This is a genomic window from Methanofollis liminatans DSM 4140 (assembly GCF_000275865.1).
GTDB classification, from domain to species: Archaea; Halobacteriota; Methanomicrobia; order Methanomicrobiales; family Methanofollaceae; genus Methanofollis; species Methanofollis liminatans.
The window spans coordinates 766,904-789,149 of sequence record NZ_CM001555.1 but is presented as its reverse complement, the minus strand read 5'-3'; the positions used below and the strand labels follow the sequence as shown (position 1 = coordinate 789,149).

Here is a 22,246-nt window from a genome sequence, read left to right as displayed (position 1 = left end):
TCCCAGGTCAGATGCCCGAATGCCTCCGGGCCTATCTCGTCGCACACGCTCCGATCGTCGTCGCCCTCTCGGGAGGGACGGACAGCGCCGTCCTGCTGGCGGCGGCGACGAGGGCCGGGGCGAGGGTGGCGGCGGTGACCGTGGAGACCGGGCTTGCGCCGCCAGAGGAGGCGGTGCAGGCCGCGGAGATTGCGGCGGCGCTCGGCGTTTCGCACACTCTCCTGCACGTCGATATGCTCGCCACAGCGGCGGTGCGGTTCAACGCCCCTGACCGCTGTTATGTCTGCAAGCGGCGGATGATGGAGGAGGTCGCCGGGTGGGCGCGCGCGCACGGCTATGCCTTCGTCGCCGACGGGACGCATGCCGGCGACGATCCCGGCGAGCGGCCCGGCGTCCGGGCGCTACGGGAACTCGGCGTCGTCAGCCCGTTTGCCGCCTGCGGGATGGGAAAGGAGGAGATCGTCGCCCTCGCCCGGGCATGGGAGATTCCGGTCCGCCCCTCATCGTCCTGTCTTGCGACCCGCCTGCCCGAAGGCGTCGAGGTGACGCCGGCGGCGCTGCGGCAGGTCGCCCTTGCCGAGGCGATCCTCAGGGAGGAGGTGCCCGGGCGGGTGCGGGTCAGGGTCGTGGGGCGAACGGCGCGGGTCGAGGTGCCGGCGGGCTTCGAGGAGCGGGCGAGGGCGCTGGTTCCACGGATCCAGGCGCTCGGCTTTGACGACATAACAATTGGAGGTGGATAGATGGGCACAGTGCTGCTGCGGTTCGGGGAGTTGTTCTTAAAGAGCGAGAGCGTCAGGCGGATCTTCATGGAGACGCTGAGGAGGAACCTGGAAAAGGCGCTGGCGGCGTCAGATATTGTACACGAGGTCGAGGTGCGCCGGGACCGGGTCCTGGTCCATGGCCCGGACCCCGAGGGGATCGCCGGCGTCGCCGCCAGGACCTTCGGGATCGTCGATGTCGCCGTCTGCACCCGGACCGGGACGAGCATCGAGGAGATGGGAGAGGCGGCCCTCGAACGGGCGCGCCGGCACCTGCGGGCGGGGATGACCTTCGCGGTCCGGGCCCGGCGCGAGGGTGTGGAGGGGTATACGAGCCAGCAGATCGGGGCCGAGGTCGGGAGCGTGATCTACGAGGCGATCCCCGGGCTTTCCGTCGACCTCACGCACCCGGACTACGAGGTCTTTGTCGAGGCCAGGCCGTACGGCGGCCTGGTCTACGACGAGCGGATCCCGGCGCCGCGCGGCCTTCCCTTCGGGACGCAGGAGCGAGTGCTCTCCCTCCTCTCCGCGGGGATCGACTCGCCGGTGGCCGGCTGGCTGGTGATGCGCCGGGGCTGCACCCTCACCCACCTCACCCTCGACGCCGGGCGATGGCAGGGCGAGGAGGTGAGAGACGCCGTGCTCAGGCACCACGCCACCCTCTCGACCTGGTGCATGGGCCACCCCCTCGACCTGATCGTCGCCGACATGGAGCCGTTCTTCGACGCCATGACCGCGGTGGCCGAGCCCAGGTACCGCTGTCTCCTCTGCAAGCGCTTCATGTTCAGGGTCGCCGACGCCGTCGCCCGGCGTGAAGGAGCGTTCGCCATCGTCACCGGCGACAACCTGGGGCAGGTCGCCTCCCAGACCCTGGTGAACCTCGGCGTGATCGAGTCGGCCGCCACCATGCCGGTGCTGCGCCCCCTGATCACCTACGAGAAGGCCGAGGCGGTCGAGATTGCCCGGCGGATCGGCACCTTCGACGAGGCCGCGGGCGACCTCTCCTGCCGTGCCGTGCCGAAACGCCCGGCGACACAGGCCGATATCGCGGCGATCGAAGAGAACGAGGCAAAAATCGATCTCGACGGCCTCGTCGCCGGAGCCCTTGGATCGCTGCGCTTCGTCAGGGCGATCAACGGGGAGATCATCAGGACCGGCTGAGTCCTGCCTCCCGCACCATCGCCCAGCTCTCCACCTCTGTTCCGGGGACGAGACTCTTTTCGATCACCCGGAAGCCGTAGTGCTCGTACAGCGCCACGTTCTGCTCGTTCTGGGTGACGAGATAGCAGGGGAGCCCCTTCCCGTCCAGGCGGGCGAGCACCGGGCGGATCAGCCGGCTCGCATATCCTTTTCCCTGGCAGGCCGGGTCGACGCCGATGAAGAAGAGGTAGTGGTGGGGGCCGGGCATATGCCGGCGGTGGAGGGTGTCGAGGTAGTCTGAGAAGGAGAGGATGCGTTCCAGGGCCTCTTTTCCGACGCCCTTCCTGAACTGGAAGAGCCCGGCCCGAAGGGCCCTCCAGAGGGTGATCTCCACCTTTTTTGCCGGGAGCCAGACCGCGACACCCTCCAGCCGCGGCGATGTCGCATAGACCTCCCCGTAGATCAGGCCGTACCTGAGCAGGAACTCGAAGTGATGGCGTGTGATCTCCAGGCGTTTCCCTTCGTCCGGAACGAAATAGCCCATCTTCGGGTCCTGCCCGAATGCCCGGGCGAGCATCTCGGCGGCAGGGCCGATCTGCTCCTTTTTGAGCCGGAGGAGGTCGCCGGAATCAGCCGGAACGGTCATAATTCCCATGGCATGATGGGACGGCATACCGGTATATTATCGTTGGCCCTGCCGCGGGCACGGCGGGGCGCCCAAAAAAGAGACCCCCTTCAGGGGGAGACGACCGGAAGCCCGTTCTCCTCTGCGATCTCGATATAGGCGGCGGCCACGTACTCCGCCTGCGCCCGGGAGATCCCGTAGGTGTTGAACTTCCATACCTTCGTCGCCCCCGGGATCACGCCGACAATCCCCTTCTTGTTCAGGGCCGAGGAGAGGAAAAAGCCGCGCTTTTTGTGCGTCTCGGCGATCCGATCAAACGACGCCGAGGTATCGACGCGGGTTAAGGTGTGGCGGCGGGGCATCTCGGACTTCACGACCGTGCCCTCGATCGACCGCAGGGCGTCGAGGACGATCCGGGCGTTCGCCAGTTCCTCGTCCCAGCGGCCCACCCGCGCCCGCACGTGCGGGAAGGAGGCCATCATGCCCATGAGGGTCACGCCCATCAGGGTGCAGCCCATCATCTCCACCTCCTTGATCCCGAAGGTCCGACCGGTGAGATCGCCCTTGATCTGCGTCGTCCTGAAGACCTCCTCCGCCCGTTCGGCGGTCGTCGCCAGCACGCCCGAAGGGGCGGGCGCTGCCATGCTCTTGTGCCCGGAGCCGACAACGAAGTCCACGCCAAGGGCTTTGCCGTCCACCGGCATCGTCCCGACGGTGTAGGCGCCGTTGAGGAGGACCGGGATGTCGTAGCCGTGCGCCACCCGCGCGATCTCCTGCACCTCATGGAGGTTGCCGAACTGGTAGTCGACGTGGTCGATGAAGAGCAGGACCGGCGGCCGTCCTGAGGCGCGGGTCACCTCCTCGATCCGCTCCGCGGCGGCATCGGCCCTGATGATGTTGTTTGTGTCCTTCGGGATCTCGTGCGGGATCCCGCCGGCGTTCTCGACGGCGATGAACTCGGTGTAGTGCGAGAGGGCGGTGAGGATCACCGGGTCGCCCTTCTGCACATAGGTACCGGCGACCGCCTGGAACCCCCGGCGCGCCCCCGGGACCACCCGCGCCTCGTCCATCCCGACGAAGGCGGCGAGATCGTCGTGAAAGGTTGCGATCGGCGGTTTTTCGATATAGTCGAGGCGGAAGGGTTTCCGGCAGTTGTCGCAGACCGAGTAGCCGTCGCCGTAGGCGATCACCGCCTTCATCGCGTCGGCGGTCAGGCGGCCGGCCGCCTGGATCGGGTCGATATTGATGTTCATCTCCTCGACGTCGCGGAGATCGATATCTGGCGTGCACTTCATCGGGCCAGCTCCTGCTCCAGGATCCCGATCTGCTTTTTCAGTTTCTCTACCGCCTTTGCGGCTTTAGCCCGCTGTTCCTCGTTGAGATCGTGAAGGGGCGCCGTCTCCCGCATCAGCGCCCGGAGATCGGTCAGGAGGAACAGGGCCTGGAAGATTGCATCCACGGACCGCTGTGTCATGAGAATCACCACCCTCATAGTGCGCACCAACCATAGATAGTGGTGACGCTTCACTTTCGGGGCGCACGGAGCGCCCTTTATATAAGGCCTGATGAGAGATCGATCAGATGAAATTCATCCATATCGCCGATACGCACCTGGGCCTTGCGGCCTTCAATAAACTGGACGCCACCGGGATGAACCTCAGGGAGCGGCTGATATATGAGAATTTTCTTGCGGGGATCGAGCGGATCATACAGGAGCGGCCCGACGCCGTCGTCCATGCCGGCGACCTCTTTCATACGGTCAAGCCGAAGACCCGCGCCTATACGACGGTGCTTGCGGCCCTCGATCTCCTGCAGGATGCCGGAGTTCCCCTCATCGTCATTGCCGGCAACCATTCGATGGCAAAGACCCGCTACACCGAGTCGCCGTTCGCGGTCCTGGAGTACCACGGCGCCGAGGTCCATGCCGCATACCGCTACCGCTACGAGACGGTCGAGGTCGGGGATGCGACCTTCCACCTCATCCCGAATATGCTGGAGACGTCCGACTACCGGCGGGCGTTCGACGGGATCGAGCGCCGCCCCAGAACGGCGAATGTCCTGGTCACCCACGGCCTCGCCTCGATGCTGAAGGAGCACCGCCTCCACACCGTCGCCGAGCACGAGATCGACGCGGCGATGATCTCTGACGAGTTCGACTACATCGCCCTGGGCCATTACCACGGCCAGGTGCAGATCGCCGACAACGCCTGGTACAGCGGCTCCATCGAGCACTGCACCTACGGCGAACGAAAGGACGTGAAAGGCGCTCTGATCGTGGACACCGCCACCGGGGGCGTGGAGCACCTCGACCTGCAGAAGACGTCGATGCTCGACCTCGGTACGATCGCCTGCGCCGATCTCTCGCCCGAAGAGATCGCCGACGCCGTCGCCGGACGGGTCGAGGGCGTCAGGGAGGAGCATGCGATGTGCGAACTCACCCTGGACGGCATGCGGCGCGAGAGCCAGCGGCAGCTGGGCCGCCGGGCGCGGGCCGGGTGCGCGGGCCGCCTCCTCGACCTGAGGCTGCGGGTGGTCGCCCAGGAGGAGGACCGCCGGCGGTTCGCCGGGGACGACCTGATCGGGGTCGATTATGTGGGCGAGTTCGGGCGGTTCGTGCGGGAAAAGGGCCTCCCGAAGGAGGCCGAGGACTACGTCCTGAAGGCCGGCGGGGAGGCGCTGAGACGGGCGATCCTCAGGCACGCGGAGGGCGACGATGCTCCTGCATAGGCTGGTCATGCGCAACTTCAAGCGCTACCGCGAGGAGGAACTCAGGTTTGCCGACGGGATCACCGGGATCGTCGGGAACAACGGGGCTGGTAAGAGCACGATCGTGGAGGCGGTCGTTTTCGCCCTGTACGGCCTCCAGGGCGGGAGCGGGGGGGCCTATATCGTCTCCTCGTTCGCCGGCAAAAAGGAGCGCTGCGAGGTCCGCCTGGACTTCTCGGTCGGCGGCGTGGAGTATGCGGTGACGCGGACCTACCGGCGGACCGAGACCTCGGTCCAGCACGACGCCGCCCTTTTCATGGAGGGGGCGCACCTCGCCGAGGGGGTGAGCGACGTCGCCCTCCAGGTGAGGCGGATCCTGGGGATGGGGCCGGAGGACTTCAGGCACACGGTCTTCGCCGCCCAGAAAGACCTCCTCTCCCTCCTGGACCGGCAGCCGGGCAAGCGGAAGGAATGGTTCATGCGCGTGCTCGGGATCGACCACCTCAGGGACGAGGGGCTTGCTGCCCTGAAGGAGCGCCTCGATCTGGTCGAGCGCGACCTCGACGGAATCGGCGGGCGGCTGGCCGAAGTCGACGAGGAGGCGACGGCCGTGCGGCTGGAGGAGACCGGCGTTCAGGTGCGCGAGGCCGTCGTCGCCATTGCAGAGACAGACGCCGCCCTCTCCCGCGCGGAGGAGGAGGCGAGGGTGCTCGTCGAGCGCCTCCGCACCCTCGAAGAAGAGGAGCGCCTCCACCTCCGCCTCAGTGAGGGGCGGCAGGCGGCAGAGCGCGACGTGGCGAGGTTTAAGGGTGATGAGGAGCGGCGTTCGGCAGAGATCAGCGCCTGTTCAGCACTCCTTGCCGAGTGCGAGACGCTCGCCGCCGCGGAAGAGAGGGACCATGAGATCCTGGAGGCGTTCGACGCCGCCGAAGAGCGGCGGCAGGTCTACGAGCGCTGTGCCGAACGGTTCCAGAACCTCCTCGCCGCGGCCGGGGAGACGAAGCAGCGGCTCGAGGGGCTCGATGCCGCCCTGGCGCGGCTCGATGTCGAGAGGGAGAGGTTCGAGAGGCTGCGCCCCGCGGTGGAGCGGCTGGGCGAGGTGCGGCGGTGCCTTGAGGAGGAGCGGGGGAGAGAGGCGCAGGACCGCGATCTCCAGGCCGGAATCGGTGCCGCAGAAGAGCGGGTGCGCAGGATCGAGCACTCCCTTGCCGCGCTCGAGGCCGGTATCGCGGCCCTTGCCGGGAAGCAGACCGAACTCGAACGGTTGATCCCCCAGATTGCGGACTACGAGGATCTTTCCGCCGTAGCGGCGCATATGCAGGAGATCGCCAGGCTCTTGCCCGAGATCGGGGCCGAGGAGCAGGCGATCGCAAGGCTCAGGGAGGACCTCGGCAGGCTGCAGGGGGAGGGAGAGGCACCCGGCGAGATCGAGGCGGCGATCGAGGGAGTGCAGGCTGCCCTCGGCACCGTCTCCGAAGAAATGGCCAGGGCGGTGGCCGAGAGTGAGAGGCTCAACGCGGCGCACGAGGACCTGGCCAGGGAGATCAAAGCCCTCAGGGCGATCGGTCCCGACTCGCCCTGCCCCACCTGCCACCGCCCACTCCACGACCACTACGACCGCCTCCTCGCCGACCTTAACGGGAAGGCCGGGGAGACCCTCGCCGAGATCAGGGCCCTGGATGCGCGGGCCCGGGACCTGACAGGGGAGCGCGATCGCCTCGCGGCCCGCCAGAAGGTCCTCGCCGCGGCGGCCCGGGCCGCAGGGGAGCGCGCCAGGGAGATCGCCGTCCTCGAAGAGGGCGTACGAGCCAGGGGCGAGCGGATCAGGGCCCTCAAGCAGGCCGTCGACGCAGAGGAGGAGGGGCTCGCCGCCCTCGGGTCACCGGGCTATGACACTGAACGGCACCGGCTGGTGAAGGAGCGGTGCGCCGACCTTGAAGCGATGAAGGGGCGCTTTGACCGTCTCTCTGGCGAGTGCGCCGCCCTGCCGGAGAAGATCAGGGAGCGCGAAGGGCTCGTCCAGGAGGCAGAGGCGGCCCGCGCCGCGATCGAGCGCGCCCTGGCCATGCGTGCAGCCCTCGGTTTTCAGGCCGGGAATCTGCACGCTCTCCAGGAGGAGGAAGACAGGCTCCAGGCGGTGTGGAAGGAGTACCTGGCGGCCGAGACGCGCCTTGCCGGGCGAGCGGCGATCGAGGAGGAGAGAGCCGCTGCACTTTCCCGCTTCGAGGAGCAGCGCCGTGCCATGCAGGCGTGCAGCACCGCAATGGAGGAGATCGGCCACGACGAGGAGCGGCACTCCCTCCTCAGGAAGGAGGCCGGGGCCGCCAGGGCGCGGCGTGATCGCCATGTCGAGGTGAAGATCGCCACCGGGCACCTGCCGGCACGGGAGGAGGAGCTGGCGGCGGTAAAGGGTGCGCTTCATGAGGCAGAGGAGCGGCTCCAGGAGATTGTGGCGAAGATCCAGGCCCTCGGCTTCGATCCCGCCGTCCTGCAGGCGGTGCAGGAGGAGGGACGGCGGGCCGCCGAGCGGTGCGCCGCTCTCAGGGAGGACCTTGCCGGAAAGCGGCGCGACCTCGCCCACCGTGAAGAGGTGCGGGTCGATCTCGCCGCCAGGCTGGAGCGGGCCCGCGCCCTGAGGGGGCAGGCGGCCGCCCTGCACACGGAGCGCGAGCACCTGAAACTCGCCCGCTCCCTCATCTCCGAATATGCCGCCTACCTCCTCGGCGTGGTGCGGGGCCGGCTCGAAGGCGTCGTCGGCGAGGTGCTCGGCGAGATCACCGACGGCCGCTACGACACCGTCTTCATCGACGAGGACTTCACGCCCCTGATCAACGATATGGGCGAGGACTACCCGGCCGAGCGCTTCTCGGGCGGCGAACAGGACGACATCGCCATCGCCCTGCGCATCGCCCTCTCCCGCTACCTGGCCGAGGTGCGCGGCGTCCAGGACGCCACCGTCCTCATCTTCGACGAGATCTTCGGGAGCCAGGACGAGGAGCGGCGGGCCAACCTGATACGGGCGCTGCGGACCCAGGAGGCCCACTTCCCGCAGATCTTCCTGATCTCCCATGTCGGCGAGGTGCAGGAGGAGTTCGAGACGACGCTGCGCGTCGAGGCCGGGCCTGGCCCTGAGAGCCACGTGGAGGCCCTTGAGTGATCCCGGTCGATCCCGGCGACGTCGCCGCCGTCCTTGCATGGATGGCGCACATCCGTCCCTCTGACCTTGCCGAACGCTTCGCCGCCTGCGGAGGCTTTGACGCCTCGTCCTATCTCCCCTGCCCTCCTGCATGCCCCGGGCACATCGCCGCGGTGGACGGGAGCAATGCCGAGGTGCTGGCCTCGGGGAGTTTCTCGGTGGCGGTCGTGCGGGCGGTCGAGGTCACCTATCTCGGGGGAAAAAGGGCGCATGCCGGGGAGAGCCCGCTCAGGGCCTTTCGGATCGGGCCTGAACGGGAAAATTTGGCGTATGCCGATCTCTATGCAGAATGCTTCGACGGCGCCCTCCCGGCACGATCCCTCGAGAATGAGGACCGTTCAGAGGCCGCCGCCACCCTGCGCGACACCCTGGAGTACTGGGTCGCACGCCGCCTCGCGGAGAGCCTGGACGCCGGCGACGTCCTCCTCCTGGACGGCGCCCTCAGGGTGGGCCACGAGAGCCACCGCCCGGTCTTGATGGATATCCTCAGGAAGGCTGCCGGGCGCGGCGTCCTGGTGGCGGCGGTGACCAAGGCGGCGGCGGCGACCTGGGGGAACGGCATCCCCCTCGTCCCGGCCGCCGCGGCGCTGGCTCGCCGGCTCGGCGTCGCGGGCCCATGGTACCTCGAGATCCCGGCCACCCTGGGCGACGCCGTGCGCCACCTGGAGTGGGACTTTGGCGCCACCTATGTCGCCTGCCTCCACCCCGGATCGCCGCACCCCTTCAAGGTGGACCTGCCGGTCGGCACCTCGCCTGACGAGGCGGCCAGGACGTTCTCGGCCCTTGCCGCCTATGCCGACGACGGCCGGGTCACCGGCTACCCCTTCCCCCTCTTCGACGCCCACCGCATGGCCGCAATCACCGCCGATCAGACGGAGTTCGTGAAGCAGCAGGTGATCGGGGCGCTTTCAGGACGGGGCATGACAGAGCGCGAATACCAGGAATTGTTCGGAGATATGCATGATGAATTTGCACGCTATTGAAACCGAAGGCGCCGCCTTCAGGCTGATCGGCACCAGCGTCCTCTCGTACCGCTTCATCGTCCCCCACGACGAACTCCTCTGCGTCGGCGACCTCCTGAAAATCCAGGACACGGTCAAAGGACTCGCCTTTTTCGGGAAGGTCACCGACATCCTCCACGACTGCAACTTCGCCGACCCGAAGTGGGACACGCGGTCCTATACGAGGCACTTCTACCAGATGGGCGAGGACGTCTTCCTGGGCGTCGACGCCGTCCCCCTCGGCTACCTCGACCAGGAGAAGAAGTTCAGGCGGCCAAACACGATCCCGGCAAAGTTCTCTTTGGTCTCGGTCGCCACCGCAGACGACCTCGACTTCCTGCGCGGCCTGATGGGCGAGATCGAGGTCGGGGTGATGAAGACCGGGCAGGGCGTCCTGGAAGGCGTCAGGGTCGCCCTCCACGCGCGGGTGATGGCCCAGCACATGGGCGTGTTTGCGACGACCGGGATGGGAAAGAGCAACTTCATGAAGATCTTCTCTGCCTCGTGCATGAGGGAGAAGCAGTTCGGGCTCCTGATCGTCGACCCGCACGGGGAGTACGCCACCGGCGGGCGCTCATCGACCGGGGAATCGACGAAAGGGCTCATCCACTACACGGCCGGGAGGGACGGTCTCGCCGTCTTCACGATCGACGAGGAGAGCGTGAAGAAATACTCGTTCTCCAGGCTCAGGCTCGAGTACGACGACGTGCGGGCCTCCGACCTCAACCTCCTCTTCGACCACTCGGACGCCCAGCGCGATGTCCTCGAACTCCTGGAGGACGTGAACGGCGCAGAACTGATCGGCTTCTTCCAGGACACCGACTTCGAGACCTTCGATCCGGCAAAAGAGGCGACGTATCCGGAAAATCATAAAGCGACTGCCAAACAACTTTGCGGTTTCCACCCGGGCACCCTGAAGGTGATCGCCCGCCACGTCCAGATCCTCACCCGGACGAACGCCGCCTTCTTAAAACCCTCGGGCTCGGCGATCGAGGAGATCATCTCCGCCCTGGAGGAGAACCGGGTGGTGCTCATCGACATCCCGAAGATGGGCGAGCGCAGCGAACTCTTCGCCCTCTCGGTGATCGCCCGGCGGATCATGCAGCGCCACCGCGAGTGGGGCGTCGCACGCGAAGAGGAGCCCCCGCAGGTGCTCATCGCCATCGAGGAGGCGCAGCGGGTGCTCGGAGCAGGCGGACGGCGGACGCAGATCTTCCGCGAGGCGGCGATGGAGGGGCGGAAGTTCGGCGTCGGGCTCTGCGTCGTCACCCAGCAGCCAAAGAACATCGACCCCCGCGTGCTCGCCCAGCTCAACACCTTCGTGGTGATGGGGCTCGGGGACCGCGGCGACCGCGATATCGTCGCGAGCAGCGCAAAACAGGACCTCTCCCGCATGGACACCGAGATCCAGACCCTCGATACCGGCGAGGCGGTGATCTCCACGCTGAAGATACCTTTCCCGGTGAGCACCAGGATCCATCTCTTCGACGAGTATATCGCAAGACTGAACAGGGAGAGACGTTCTTCCCTCGATGAAGGACTGCACCGGGGCTTTTCCTAGGCCCCCTGCTCCTTCATGCAAAAGAGTTACTTTTCTTGCGGCTTTATCTTCCTGATCGAGACGCAGTTGACCACCGGTTCTCCGGCCGCCACGTACCGACGGATGATAATACCGAGCACTTCGACGACGTCGCCTTTTTTGACGTCTTCCTGCGGCGACGTGAACATCTTCACCGAGATCTCGCCGCTCTTATCGGCGACGAGGTACTGCGGACGGTTCAGGAAACGGAACATCGATCGTTCGACGACACCGCGGATCCTGACTGGTTTGCCCAGCATACTCTCGTTGATCGCCTTGATCCTGACGTCCTTTGCCTCCTGTTCATAGACAGGGACCAGTTCGGCATACTGGCTCTGGCTCATGTAGTTGAGCGCCAGCGGGATGACGAAGAGCAGGATGATCGTCGGGATGCCCCAGATGAGAATACTGCGGTCGCCGGTGAGCGTGAACGTCACCAGGACGAGAACGATAAAAAATGCGGCGACGGCCAGGGAAACGGCCGACATCCGCACGTTGATGTTTCTGATTTCCATTGTACACGCTGGTTACTTGAGTGCCGCGATCTCTTTCTTGAAGGCGACCCAGTAAATGACGCCGACGAAGAGCAGGCCACCAACGATGTTGCCGATGGTAACGACGATCAGGTTGTTGGTCACAAAGGTTGCCCAGCTGAGGCTCTGGAGGTTTGCACCGATGCCTGCGGCCTGTTCGGCGGTGAGGTATGGTGCGGTCATGATGCCTGCCGGGATGAAGTACATGTTTGCGACACAGTGCTCGAACCCGGTCGAAACGAAGGCCATGATCGGGAACCAGATGCCGAAGAACTTGCCTACCGCGTCGTCGGCGCAGATGCCGAGGAGGATAGCCAGGTTGACGAGCCAGTTACAGCCGATCGCCTTAAGGAAGAGCGACCATACGGCTGGAGCACTGAAGTACGATATCTTGCCCACTGCAATGGCCACGGCGTTCACGCCAAAGGCGTTTGCAACACCGACACCTGCAGCGTTCCAGCTGGTCAGGGGGCCCATTGACATGATGTAGGCGTAGATGAGCGAGCCGATCAGGTTGCCGATATAGACCCAGATCCAGAGGTTGATCACGCTGGCCCAGGAGATCTTGTGGATAAACGCGGCCATCGGGGCGAGCATCGCGTCGCCGGTGAAGAGTTCTGCACCGGTAAGGACGGTGATGATAAGCCCAACGGGGAAGACGGAACCCAGGATCACCTTTGCCATACCGGCACCGAGGAAGCCGGCTGCACCCGTGGCACAGACGGTTGCCAGACCGGCACCCATGGCGATGTAGGCTCCTGACATGAACCCTCTCAGGATCATGTTCCATGCGGGCAGGCCGACCTTGTACTTGCCGACGTCACCCGCCTTTGCGACAATTGCTACTGGAGGATGGAACACCATTTTTCTTTACACCTCTTAAACGTCCTACCTATACAGCACTATAAAGTCTTTCTCGTATAGGTCAAACTTAACTCTCTTGAAATCTTATTAAAGACTTTCTAAACGATAGTGCAAAACCGGATCTTCGCGGCGCCGTACCCGAACCGGTCTTCCAGGCAGGTACACAATTTTTAATTAACTTTTATAGATAGTTAATCTAATACTTCACGGAGAATCCCCCTCCCGATCCCATCGCGCCATTATACGCGCCGAAATCCCCCGATTGCTCGATGAGCGCGCAGAGTTTTTGCTGCGCCCCGCAAGGCCGGCCATATCCTGTCCGATGGCAATTCAGGGATGACGAGATACGTTTTATCCCGTTTGCCCCACAATGTTCATGCTGAAAAACCATGACCGGCGGCGCCACACCTTCGCAGCGGATTCTCCTCATCGCCATCGTAGTCGGCGTGATCTCCGGAGTCGGCGCCCTTCTCTTCTTTGAGGGGCTCGAGATCGGGACACACTTCTTCATGGAGACGATCGTCGGGTTCAACCTCCCCGAGGAGGGGCAGAGCATCGCCGATATCTCCCTCTGGTCGCCCCCGGAAACGCCCTGGCTCATTCTGCCGGTGATCTGTTTCGGCGGCCTCCTCTCCGGCCTCCTGGTCTATACCTTCGCCCCTGAGGCCGAGGGGCACGGGACCGATGCGGCGATCAGGGCGTTTCACGGCGACGGGCGGATCCGGCGCCGCATACCCCTGCTCAAGGCGATCACGGCGATCATCACCATCTCCACCGGCGGAAGCGCGGGCAGGGAGGGGCCGACCGCCCAGATCTCGGCCGGCTTCGGATCGATCGTCGCCGACTATCTCGGGCTTTCCGAGAAGGAGCGGCGCATCGCGATCGCCACCGGCATCGGGGCCGGGATCGGCACGATCTTCAAGGCGCCCCTCGGCGGGGCGATCCTTGCGGCCGAGGTGCTCTACCGGCGCGATTTCGAGTCGGACGCGATCGTCCCGGGCTTTCTCGCCTCGGTGATCGGGTATGCGATCTTCGGGACCTTCGAAGGCTTCGATCCGATCTTTTCGCCGGTGGCGGTGTCGTGGACCATCCCCCAGCTCCCCTTCTTCCTCGTCCTCGGCGTGATCTGCGCCGGCTTCGGCATCCTCTATATCAGGACATTTTACGGGACGAAGAAGGTGTTTTCCGCATTTTTTGAGCGATACGGTATCCCGAACCATGTCAAGCCCCTCGCCGGCGCCTTCCTCACCGGCGCCGTTGCGGTCGGGCTCTGTTATTTCTCTCCGGAAACGGCGGTGATCGGGTTGGCCGGTCTCGGGACCGGCTACGGCTTTGTCCAGCTCGCCCTCTACTCGATGCTCCCGCTCTCTGTCCTCCTCGTCATCCCCTTCGTCAAGATCCTCACCACCTCCTTAACCATCGGTTCGGGCGGGAGCGGCGGCGTCTTCGCCCCGGGGATGATGATCGGCGCGGTGGCCGGCGGGGCGGTCGGCATGGCCTTCCACACGGTTCTCCCGGGCATGGTCCCGCTCGACCTGGTGCCGGGCTTCGTGGTCGTCGGGATGATCGCCCTCTTTGGCGCCATCTCCAATGCACCGATCGCCGTGCTGATCATGGTCGTCGAGATGACCGGGAACTTCTCCCTCTTCGTGCCGGCGATGGGAGCGGTGGCGGTGGCCTATGTGCTCGCCCGCGAGGAGACGATCTTTCTCGAGCAGGTGCAGAGCAAGGCAGAGTCGGGCGCTCACCGGGGCGAGTTCGAGGTGGACGTCCTGGAGGCGATCCGGGTGGGCGGGGTGATGGTCCCGGCCCCCTCGGTCATCTCCCTCTCCCCCGAAGACCCCTGCACAAAGGTCTTCTCCCTGATCTCGACCACGACCCACACCGGCTATCCGGTCCTCGAAGGGGACCGCCTCGTCGGGATCATCACGACGCGGGACGTGCGCGAGCTCCTGGCCGGCGGCGATCTCTCCAGGCCGGTCGGGGAGAGGATGACACGCTCCCCGCTGACGATCCACGAGGGGCGCACCCTCGAAGAAGCGTTGCGGGTGATGATCGAGCACGATATCCACCACCTCCCGGTCGTCGGGGACGGCGACCCCGACCGCCTGACCGGGTTTTTGACCAGGACAGACCTGATGCTGGCGCACACCCGCTTCATCGCCTCCTCGGGGAGAGGAAGGCAGAAATAAGGCGAGCACAATATACAAATATTTATATAGTAATTCTGTCGTTACTCAGACGAGGCGATGATCTGAAGTATATCATTACAGGAGGAGCAGGGTTTATCGGCTCGAACCTCACCGAAGAACTTGCAGATGCGCACGACCTGATCGTGCTCGACAACCTTTCGACCGGGCACATCGAGAACATCGAGCCGCTCCTCAATGAGGGACGGATATCGTTCGTTCAGGGGAGCGTGACCGATCTCCCCCTCCTCCAGAGGGTCTTTGCAGGGGCGGACGGCGTCTTCCATCAGGCCGCACTCCCGAGTGTCCAGCGCTCGGTGGAGAACCCGATGGCGACGCACGAGGCGAACGTCACCGGCACCCTGAATGTCCTGATCGCCGCCAGGGACTGCGGGGTGCGAAAGGTCGTGATGGCCTCTTCCTCGTCGGTCTACGGGAACACGCCGGTCCTCCCGAAGCGCGAGGATATGGTCCCGGCCCCGCTCTCCCCGTACGCCGTCTCGAAACTCGCAGACGAGCACTACTGCCGGGTTTTTTCCGACCTCTACGGGCTTTCGACCGTCTGCCTCCGGTATTTCAACGTCTTTGGCCCGCGGCAGGACCCGAACTCGCAGTACGCGGCGGTGATCCCGCACTTTCTGGCGTGGATCCTGAACCGTCAGCCGCCGGTGATCGACGGCGACGGCGAACAGACGCGGGACTTCACCTACGTGAAAAACGTGGTGCAGGCGAACATAAAATCGATGCAGAGCGATGCGCAGGGAGCGTTCAACATCGCCTGCGGGGAGCGCACAAGCATCAACGCCCTCGCCCGGACGATCATGGACCTGACCGGGACTGATATCGAACCAATCCACCGGGAACGGCGGGCCGGGGACGTGCGGGACTCGCTCGCCGACATCACCCGGGCACGCGAGGCGTTCGGCTACGATCCCGTCTACTCCCTGGAGGAGGGGCTGGAGGAGACGATCCGGTGGTTTTCGGCCACATTACTTCGCTAAAATGTTTGAGACTATCTTCAGGAGGTCAGACCATCGACTTCGCTTCGCGCCCGGAGCATGAGTTTTCAGCACCGGGGGCGATTTAGAGCCTCTCGCTCCAGGCGCGAATCTTCGGGTGAGATACTCCCGGAGAACAGCTTTATATAAACCCTCACTTTTCCGGATGCACGCGTGATTCATTCGCCTTCCCCAAGATTCGCGCCGGGGTTTCTGCCCCGGACCCCCGCAAAGCGAATTGCCCCGGATATGCGGGGAGAGGCGAGGTGGAGAATCTATCGGTAAAAAAAGCGGGATGGACATGCCGGCGAGGTTTGCCCATCCCCGCACCAATCGCATGTGCGGGGGGGTCGGGGGCGGCTAGCCCCCCGGCAGGGGCCGAACCTGATTTCCCATACGGTCACACAAATCCCGCCCCGCGCTGGGGGTTGCACCCCCAGACCCCCGCGCGAGGATTGCTCCTGAAATGCGGGGAAGGGCCAGGCGGAGCATCTATCGATGAAAAAAATCTTGATGGTCCGGCTGGCGTGGTGTGCCCACCCCTGCCCCAATCGCATGTGCAGGGGGATCGGGGGGCGGCTAGCCTCCCGGGGGAGGCTGCTCGGTTTTCCAGAACTCTTACTCTCCAGGTACGAAGAGACGATAGAACGAATAGCGAAGTCCGCCTCTGCCCGGGGGCTCTTACCCCCGGATCCCCGCATACGATTGCCCTGGATCTGCGGGAACGGGAGATCGGAGCCTCTCTCGATGAAAAATGATGGATGGACATGCCGGCGAGGCTTGCCCGTCCCTGCCCCTATCGCAGTTTTGCGGGCCGGCCAGCCCCCCGACACCGGCAGAATCCGATTTCTCGTACGCTGACACAACGCCGCCCCTGCCCCGGGGAGACCGATCCACAGGGTGATCCCCTCTACCATCGCTCTCCAGGTGCCACGTGCCCCCGGAGCATCGAACGCATTGAGCATCGGCGTTTCTTCGGTTGAACAAGCCTCAGGCGGCATCGAGGTGCCGCCGGGCGGCGGCGGTCGTCTCCCGGCCCTGGGGCGTGCGCTTGATAAACCCGATCTGGATCAGGTAGGGCTCGTAGACCTCTTCGACGGTCCGAACCTCCTCCCCGACCGAGATGGCGATCGTCCTGACCCCGACCGGCCCGCCGCCGAAGTCCTCTGCGATCACCGAGAGGATCCGGCGGTCGAGGTCGTCGAGGCCCAGGCGGTCGATGCCGAGCATGGTGAGGGCGGCGTCGGCGGTCGCCCCGTCGATGCGGCCGTCGCCCCGGACGAGGGCGAAGTCCCGCACCCGCCTGAGGAGACGGTTGGCGATCCTGGGCGTGCCCCGGCTCCGCCGTGCGATCTCGTCCGCCCCTTCGGGGGTGATCGGGGTCTGCATGATCGCGGCGCTCCGCTCCACGATCCTGACCAGGTCGGCGGCCTCGTAGAGGTTGAGGCGGAAGATGAAGCCGAACCTATCGCGGAGGGGAGAGCCGAGCAGCCCGACCTTCGTCGTCGCCCCGACCAGGGTGAAGGGCTCGAGGGGGAGCTGGACCGAGCGGGCGCCCGGCCCCTCGCCGATCATCACATCGATGCAGGAGTCCTCCATCGCCGGGTAGAGGATCTCCTCGACCACCGGGTTTAACCGGTGGATCTCGTCGATGAAGAGGATGTCGCCGCGGGAGAGGGCGGTGAGCTGGGCGGCCAGGTCGCCGGGCCGCTCGAGCACCGGCCCTGAGGTGCTCCTGATCCCGACCCCCATCTCCCGTGCGATGATCTGGGCGAGGGTCGTCTTGCCCAGGCCCGGAGGCCCGGAGAAGAGGATGTGGTCGAGGGACTCGCCGCGCTTTTTCGCGGCGGCGATGGCGATGGCGAGAGTCTCTTTTACCTGCGGCTGGCCCACGAACTCGTCGAAGCGCGCCGGCCTGATGGCGGCGTCGTCGGGCTCGTCCTGAAGGACGGCAGGCGAGGGGATGCGTTCGTTCATGGGGATCGACGCTCCCTGAGACGGGCAAGCGCGGCCCTGATCAGCGCCTGCACCGTCGGGTCGGCGAGGCCGGGGAGGACGGCGTCGACTGCCGCCTCTGCCTCCTGCGGCGAGAACCCGAGGGAGATGAGGGCGCTCGCGGCGTCGGAAGCCGCGGCCGGGCGCCTGCTGACGGCCAGGGTATCGGCGCGCTTCTTCATCTTCTCCTTGAGCTCCAGGATCAGGCGTTTTGCACCCTTCTGCCCGATCCCGGGGATCCGGGTGAGCGCCCGCTCGTCCTCGTCGATGACGGCGATCGCAAATTCCTCGAAGGAGAGGCCGGAGAGGATGTTCATGGCGGTCTGGGGGCCGATCCCGGTGACGCCGATCAGGATCGTGAAGAGGTCGCGCTCGCCCGGGTGGAGAAAGCCATAGACCTGGAGGTCGTCGTCGCGGACCACCATATGGGTGTGCACCATGACGCGGCCCTCGGTCTGCCTGAGGCTCTCCAGCGTCGGCCTGGTCACCTGCACCAGGTAGCCGACGCCGCCGATATCGATCACCACCCACCGGTCGCCGGTGGATGCCAGTTCTCCAGAGAGATGAGCGATCATCTTATCGTACCATATTGATGTGGCAGAGGGCGATGGCGAGGCCGTCGGCGGCGTCGTCCGGACGGGGGATCTCGTCCAGGCGGAGGAGCCGCCGCATCATCTCCTGCACCTGGTGTTTGTCGGCACGCCCGGATCCGGTGACGGCCTGTTTGATCTGGTTCGGGGTGTACTCGGCGATCCCGACCCCGTGCTGCTCGGCGGCGAGGAGGATGACGCCCCTGGCCTCGCTGACATGCATCGCCGAGGTGACGTTCCTGGAGAAGAACAACTTTTCCAGGACGACCCATGCGGGGTCGTATTCGTCGAGGAGGGCCGAGACCCGCTCGTGGATCTCGAGCAGCCGCTCCGGGGGGCTCCGGTCCCCGCCGGTCTCGATGCAGCCGAAGGCCAGCGGCGCCGGAAACCGCTCGCCTTTTCTGAGGACGCCGTAGCCGACTCTTGCCAGCCCGGGATCGATGCCGATGACGATCATGGTGATATGCCGTTTACTTGAGTATTCGGTGCTCCTGGTTGATACCTTTTGTTGAACGGTCAGGTGCCCTTCGCCCAGCACGGGTGATAGTTTTTCAACCGCTCCTTTCGTGCGTCGGCGTCGGGCATGACCGCCCTGAGGGCGTCGTAGAAGGGCCGCTGGTGGTGGGGGTGGAGGATGTGGCAGAGTTCGTGGGCGACGACGTAGTCGATGAGGTCGGGGGGGAGCATCGCACAGCGCTCGTTGAAGACGATCTTCGGGTCCGGGTGGCAGCGGCCCCAGAAGGTCTTCATGAAGCGGACCTCCACGGGGGGAACAGCGACGCCGAATGCGCCGGCATACTGCGGGAGGGAGCGGTTCGCCCGGGCGAGTGTGGCCGCCCGGAGATATGCGGATACCGTTTTTTCGACCGGGCGGTCGTCAGGGACGAGGAGGAGGTCTCCCTCGAGGGAGGGCCCACTCCTTTCCTCTGCCCTGATCGTCACCGTTTTTCCGGAGAGGAGGAGCACGCCCCCATCGGCGTACTCGACCGGCAGCGCCGGTGTTCTTTCCGGGGCGGCGATACGCTGATGGATGTACGCGGCGTGCGATTCGACGAATGAGCGAACGCGGTCTGTCGATATGCCCGGGGGGGCGGTGACGCGGACCGTGTTGTCGGGCAGGACCCTGAGGGTGAGGTTGACCGCCCGCGACCGGTAGGCGATCACGTACGGGATTGTCATTCCACCGACGAGAAGGGCGGCAGATTCTTCGCCCCGCCGGGGTGCCAGCGCCCGCAGGATTCTCGCTTCATGGGTGCGGAGGGCGGCGTCGATCTCGTGCCGGTTCGTTCCCGGCGGCGCCCGCACCACGAGTGCGCCGTCCCCGACCCCGACGGTCACGGTCCGGCAGCGGGGGCGAAATTCCACGGAATAAGGGATGAGGCGCCAGCCGATCCTGAAGAGGCCGGCAGGGTGGTTGTGCTCTCCCACGGCAGCGCGGATCTGCTCTTCAGGCGTGCCGCGGGGCGCCTGGACGACGATCTCGCCGTCCCCGCTGAGGACCTCTATCCGCCGGATCCCGGCGCGGTATTCGACACGGTACCGGTCTGCCATCGCCAGGATCTCTCTTTCTGGAGGGCAAAAGAGGTGCCGGTCGGCGTCACCGCCAAAACGTCGTCAGGAAGTGCGGCGCCGCCCTGATCGAGGAACCCGAAACAGGCGGAGCTGACCCGGGAGAGAGGGCCGGAGGGGGGAGCCCGCGCGAAAGGAGGCGACGTGCACTGGCCGGGTTCTCCGGCAGGAAGTGCCGCCCCCTGATCCTGCGTGTATTTCCGGAAGGTCCAGGATCCAAACTGCGTGCTGCTGCACGCAGATCGGATCTCAAGACCGATCGGTTGTGCGTGTGTAGAGAGATCTTTTCTGCCATATGCTGAAAATTTTCGAGGATAAAAATGAAAAAAAAGAGGGTGATTTCTGCGCAGATGATTTTCTTTTTTACACAAAAATGAAAATCGGAGAGGGTACACGCAGAGAGAAAATGAAAATTTAGTGCTGCTGATCCTGGAGCCCGGGTCGGCATGTCTGATGGAAAAAGAGGTTGGAGAGCCCATGAACACGGGATCCTTACTTCCGGTAGACGGTGCTCCGATTTTCGACCTCGATCACGAAAATAACCATGATATCACCATCGATGGTGAGAATCGCCCGGTACTGCCCTGCACGAAGAGCATAAACCGGGGCATCAGGATGGCCATTCAGTTTTTTGATGTGCACATGAGGATATGTTTCGTCTGCGAGAGCCATCAGTTCGTCTTTGATCCGCTGTTCATCAGCCTCTGGCAGACGTATAGACGCAAATTTCCACAAAGATATGGGGGATTTGAACAGGGCCTTTTTTTCTTTGCGTCCATTGACATCCTCAGATAGTATTCCACTCTAATCTCTGGAGAGAGGCAGACACATATGGACAAATTGTAAATACGATTTACAATCTGTCCAGCAGGGCCTCCATCATCCAGCGGGATGCAGAGGAGGAAGGTCCGATCGCTCGCCCGGGGATTTCCAGCAGTATCGGCGATCGGCCCCCGCCAGTCAGGAAAGACGACCCTCGTCCGATCGGTCTTCCCGGATCTGCCTGATGTATTACTGGAAGATCCTGACACCCGCGCCTTTGCAGAGGAGGATCCACGCAGTTTTCTTACGCAGTACGAGAAGAGCGGGGCAGTCTTTGATGAGGTGCAGCGGGTCCCTGAGATATTTTCGTATCTCCAGGGCGTTCTGGACAGGCATCAGAGGCCGGGGCAGTTCATTCTCACCGGGTCCCGGAACTTCCTGATGATGGAGCGGGTATCCCGGTCGCTTGCCGGCCGGGTCGGGATCATCAAACTGCTCCCCCTCTCGATGAGGGAACTTGCCCGGGCCGGGATTGAGGCCGGACGGTACGAGGACCTCCTCTATGCCGGTCTCTTCCCCCGCCCGTACGCCAGCGCCATTCACCCGGCAGATTTTTATTCGTCATATATTCAGACGTACCTTGAGCGTGATCTCCGTCTTCTCAAGCAGGTGCAGAACCTCTCGACATTCCAGGCATTTATGAAGATGTGCGCCCACCGGTCAGGCCAGGTGGTCAACTACTCGTCCCTTGCCAATGACTGCGGCATCACCCATAACACGGCGAAAGAGTGGTTGTCCCTTCTTGAGACATCGTCGTTGATCGTCCTGATCAGGCCCCACCACAAAAACTTCAACAAGCGGCTGGTGAAGATGCCAAAACTCTACTTCACCGACCCGGGTCTTGCCGCACACCTGGCCGGGATACAGCATGCCGACGATCTCTGTTATCATCCTCTCAAAGGAGGGCTCTTTGAATCGCTCATTATAACAGAGTTCCTGAAGTTTAGATTCAACCGGGGCAAAGAGTCCAATCTCTTCTTCTGGCGGGATAAACTCGGGCACGAGATCGACTGCGTCATCGAATATGGAGGACTGGACCTTGTCCCGGTCGAGATCAAATCGGGCAGGACGGCAAGTTCCGACTTCTTCAAAGAGATCGCGTACTGGAATGGGCTCTCCGGCAACACGCCCGATCGATCGTTCGTGGTCTATGGGGGCGATCAGTCCCAGCGTCGGATCGGGGGGCAGCTGGTCGGCTACCGGGACCTGGAACCGATCTTTTCGTATCTGGAGTGAGGGAGAGCGGGGCACGAAGAGGGGGCCAGCAGTGTACCCTCTACGATTGGGCCGTGACCTCAAGATATGGCCCCCGTCTTCTTCCGGCCGGGCAAGGCCCCATTCTCCCCCGGGAGAGAGCGCCAGGTCAGGAGTCCTGCTGCAGTGTGGCAAGGATCTTCTGCAACTGCCCGCTTCAGCGCAGGGAGACCCTCTTCGACGACGTCCCAGACAGCGGTCAGATCCACACCCATATACCAGGATATCACGAAGGCCGGCAACCGCCCGCCAGGGTACTTCGGAGCGTTTCTCTCTCACCGATTCGGAGACCTGCTTCACCGCCTCGCCGATGATCTCGAGGTTCCGGATCATACGCATCCTGCACCATCGGAGATGTCATGAACGCGTCCCGCCCTCCCTTGCGTGTAGGACTCGATCCTGTCGGTACATTCGAGGATATGGATGA

The 22,246-nt window shown here is 64.4% G+C and carries 19 protein-coding genes and 1 pseudogene; 10 read left to right on the top strand and 10 right to left on the bottom strand.

What is annotated here, in order from left to right:
• The first annotated feature begins 11 nt into the window (after window positions 1-11).
• Together larE and thiI are read left to right on the top strand one after the other, a co-directional pair.
• Entirely contained in the window at window positions 12-740 is a 729-nt protein-coding gene (gene larE, locus METLI_RS03970; protein ID WP_048103618.1) for an ATP-dependent sacrificial sulfur transferase LarE, read from the top strand.
• Window positions 741-1,919, top strand: coding sequence for a tRNA uracil 4-sulfurtransferase ThiI (thiI, locus tag METLI_RS03965; RefSeq protein WP_004038267.1), 1,179 nt, complete (start codon window positions 741-743; stop codon window positions 1,917-1,919).
• Here thiI and METLI_RS03960 read toward each other — a convergent pair.
• The 3 genes from METLI_RS03960 to METLI_RS03950 form a co-directional block, all read right to left on the bottom strand.
• On the bottom strand, window positions 1,906-2,553 hold the full coding sequence (locus tag METLI_RS03960) for a GNAT family N-acetyltransferase (RefSeq protein ID WP_004038266.1): 648 nt from the start codon (window positions 2,551-2,553) through the stop codon (window positions 1,906-1,908). The two genes, thiI and METLI_RS03960, sit on opposite strands and share 14 nt — an antisense overlap.
• An 80-nt stretch (window positions 2,554-2,633) precedes the next feature.
• Window positions 2,634-3,818, bottom strand: a complete 1,185-nt coding sequence (gene pscS / locus METLI_RS03955; protein ID WP_004038265.1) for an O-phospho-L-seryl-tRNA:Cys-tRNA synthase — start codon at window positions 3,816-3,818, stop codon at window positions 2,634-2,636.
• On the bottom strand, window positions 3,815-3,997 hold the full coding sequence (locus METLI_RS03950; RefSeq protein WP_048104050.1) for a hypothetical protein: 183 nt from the start codon (window positions 3,995-3,997) through the stop codon (window positions 3,815-3,817). The genes pscS and METLI_RS03950 overlap by 4 nt, the downstream gene beginning before the upstream one ends.
• Window positions 3,998-4,104: 107 nt before the next feature.
• Here METLI_RS03950 and METLI_RS03945 point away from each other — a divergent pair, with 107 nt between their 5' ends.
• From METLI_RS03945 to METLI_RS03930, 4 genes are read left to right on the top strand one after another with little or no spacing between them, the layout of a single operon-like run.
• A complete protein-coding gene (locus tag METLI_RS03945) occupies window positions 4,105-5,250 on the top strand; it encodes a metallophosphoesterase family protein (RefSeq protein WP_004038260.1) in 1,146 nt (381 codons plus the stop codon).
• Entirely contained in the window at window positions 5,237-8,386 is a 3,150-nt protein-coding gene (locus METLI_RS03940; protein WP_004038258.1) for an AAA family ATPase, read from the top strand. The genes METLI_RS03945 and METLI_RS03940 overlap by 14 nt, the downstream gene beginning before the upstream one ends.
• Complete coding sequence (locus tag METLI_RS03935) at window positions 8,383-9,408, top strand: DNA double-strand break repair nuclease NurA (RefSeq protein WP_004038252.1); 1,026 nt, start codon at window positions 8,383-8,385, stop codon at window positions 9,406-9,408. Before METLI_RS03940 ends, METLI_RS03935 begins: the two co-directional genes overlap by 4 nt.
• Window positions 9,386-10,987, top strand: coding sequence for an ATP-binding protein (locus METLI_RS03930; RefSeq protein ID WP_004038250.1), 1,602 nt, complete (start codon window positions 9,386-9,388; stop codon window positions 10,985-10,987). The genes METLI_RS03935 and METLI_RS03930 overlap by 23 nt, the downstream gene beginning before the upstream one ends.
• A gap of 26 nt (window positions 10,988-11,013) precedes the next feature.
• Here METLI_RS03930 and METLI_RS03925 read toward each other — a convergent pair whose 3' ends face one another.
• Together METLI_RS03925 and METLI_RS03920 are read right to left on the bottom strand one after the other, a co-directional pair.
• On the bottom strand, window positions 11,014-11,520 hold the full coding sequence (locus METLI_RS03925; protein ID WP_004038248.1) for a hypothetical protein: 507 nt from the start codon (window positions 11,518-11,520) through the stop codon (window positions 11,014-11,016).
• 12 nt (window positions 11,521-11,532) lie between these two features.
• Complete coding sequence (locus tag METLI_RS03920) at window positions 11,533-12,402, bottom strand: formate/nitrite transporter family protein (RefSeq protein ID WP_004038246.1); 870 nt, start codon at window positions 12,400-12,402, stop codon at window positions 11,533-11,535.
• A 389-nt stretch (window positions 12,403-12,791) separates the two neighbouring features.
• Here METLI_RS03920 and METLI_RS03915 point away from each other — a divergent pair, with 389 nt between their 5' ends.
• Together METLI_RS03915 and METLI_RS03910 are read left to right on the top strand one after the other, a co-directional pair.
• Complete coding sequence (locus tag METLI_RS03915; RefSeq protein WP_004038244.1) at window positions 12,792-14,594, top strand: chloride channel protein; 1,803 nt, start codon at window positions 12,792-12,794, stop codon at window positions 14,592-14,594.
• A 62-nt stretch (window positions 14,595-14,656) separates the two neighbouring features.
• On the top strand, window positions 14,657-15,592 hold the full coding sequence (locus METLI_RS03910) for an SDR family oxidoreductase (RefSeq protein ID WP_004038242.1): 936 nt from the start codon (window positions 14,657-14,659) through the stop codon (window positions 15,590-15,592).
• A gap of 987 nt (window positions 15,593-16,579) precedes the next feature.
• Here METLI_RS03910 and ruvB read toward each other — a convergent pair.
• The 4 genes from ruvB to METLI_RS03890 are packed head-to-tail and all read right to left on the bottom strand — an operon-like array spanning window position 16,580 to window position 19,725.
• Entirely contained in the window at window positions 16,580-17,566 is a 987-nt protein-coding gene (gene ruvB, locus METLI_RS03905) for a Holliday junction branch migration DNA helicase RuvB (RefSeq protein WP_004038238.1), read from the bottom strand.
• A complete protein-coding gene (gene ruvA, locus METLI_RS03900; protein WP_004038236.1) occupies window positions 17,563-18,159 on the bottom strand; it encodes a Holliday junction branch migration protein RuvA in 597 nt (198 codons plus the stop codon). The genes ruvB and ruvA overlap by 4 nt, the downstream gene beginning before the upstream one ends.
• Window position 18,160: 1 nt before the next feature.
• Window positions 18,161-18,631, bottom strand: a complete 471-nt coding sequence (ruvC, locus tag METLI_RS03895) for a crossover junction endodeoxyribonuclease RuvC (RefSeq protein ID WP_004038234.1) — start codon at window positions 18,629-18,631, stop codon at window positions 18,161-18,163.
• A gap of 59 nt (window positions 18,632-18,690) precedes the next feature.
• The gene (locus METLI_RS03890; RefSeq protein ID WP_004038223.1) at window positions 18,691-19,725 is read right to left on the bottom strand and encodes a M48 family metallopeptidase; all 1,035 of its coding nucleotides are present in this window, start codon (window positions 19,723-19,725) and stop codon (window positions 18,691-18,693) included.
• 471 nt (window positions 19,726-20,196) lie between these two features.
• Between METLI_RS03890 and METLI_RS13600 the strand changes: the two genes are divergently transcribed.
• Both METLI_RS13600 and METLI_RS03880 read left to right on the top strand, forming a co-directional pair.
• Window positions 20,197-20,538 carry a hypothetical protein gene (locus tag METLI_RS13600; protein WP_157203207.1) on the top strand — a complete coding sequence of 114 codons (342 nt, stop codon included), beginning with the start codon at window positions 20,197-20,199 and terminating at the stop codon, window positions 20,536-20,538.
• A gap of 96 nt (window positions 20,539-20,634) precedes the next feature.
• Window positions 20,635-21,801, top strand: coding sequence for an ATP-binding protein (locus METLI_RS03880; protein WP_004038217.1), 1,167 nt, complete (start codon window positions 20,635-20,637; stop codon window positions 21,799-21,801).
• 291 nt (window positions 21,802-22,092) lie between these two features.
• Here the strand turns inward: METLI_RS03880 and METLI_RS13515 are convergent.
• Window positions 22,093-22,152: pseudogene (locus METLI_RS13515) on the bottom strand (hypothetical protein); the annotation flags it as partial.
• Window positions 22,153-22,246: the final 94 nt, after the last annotated feature.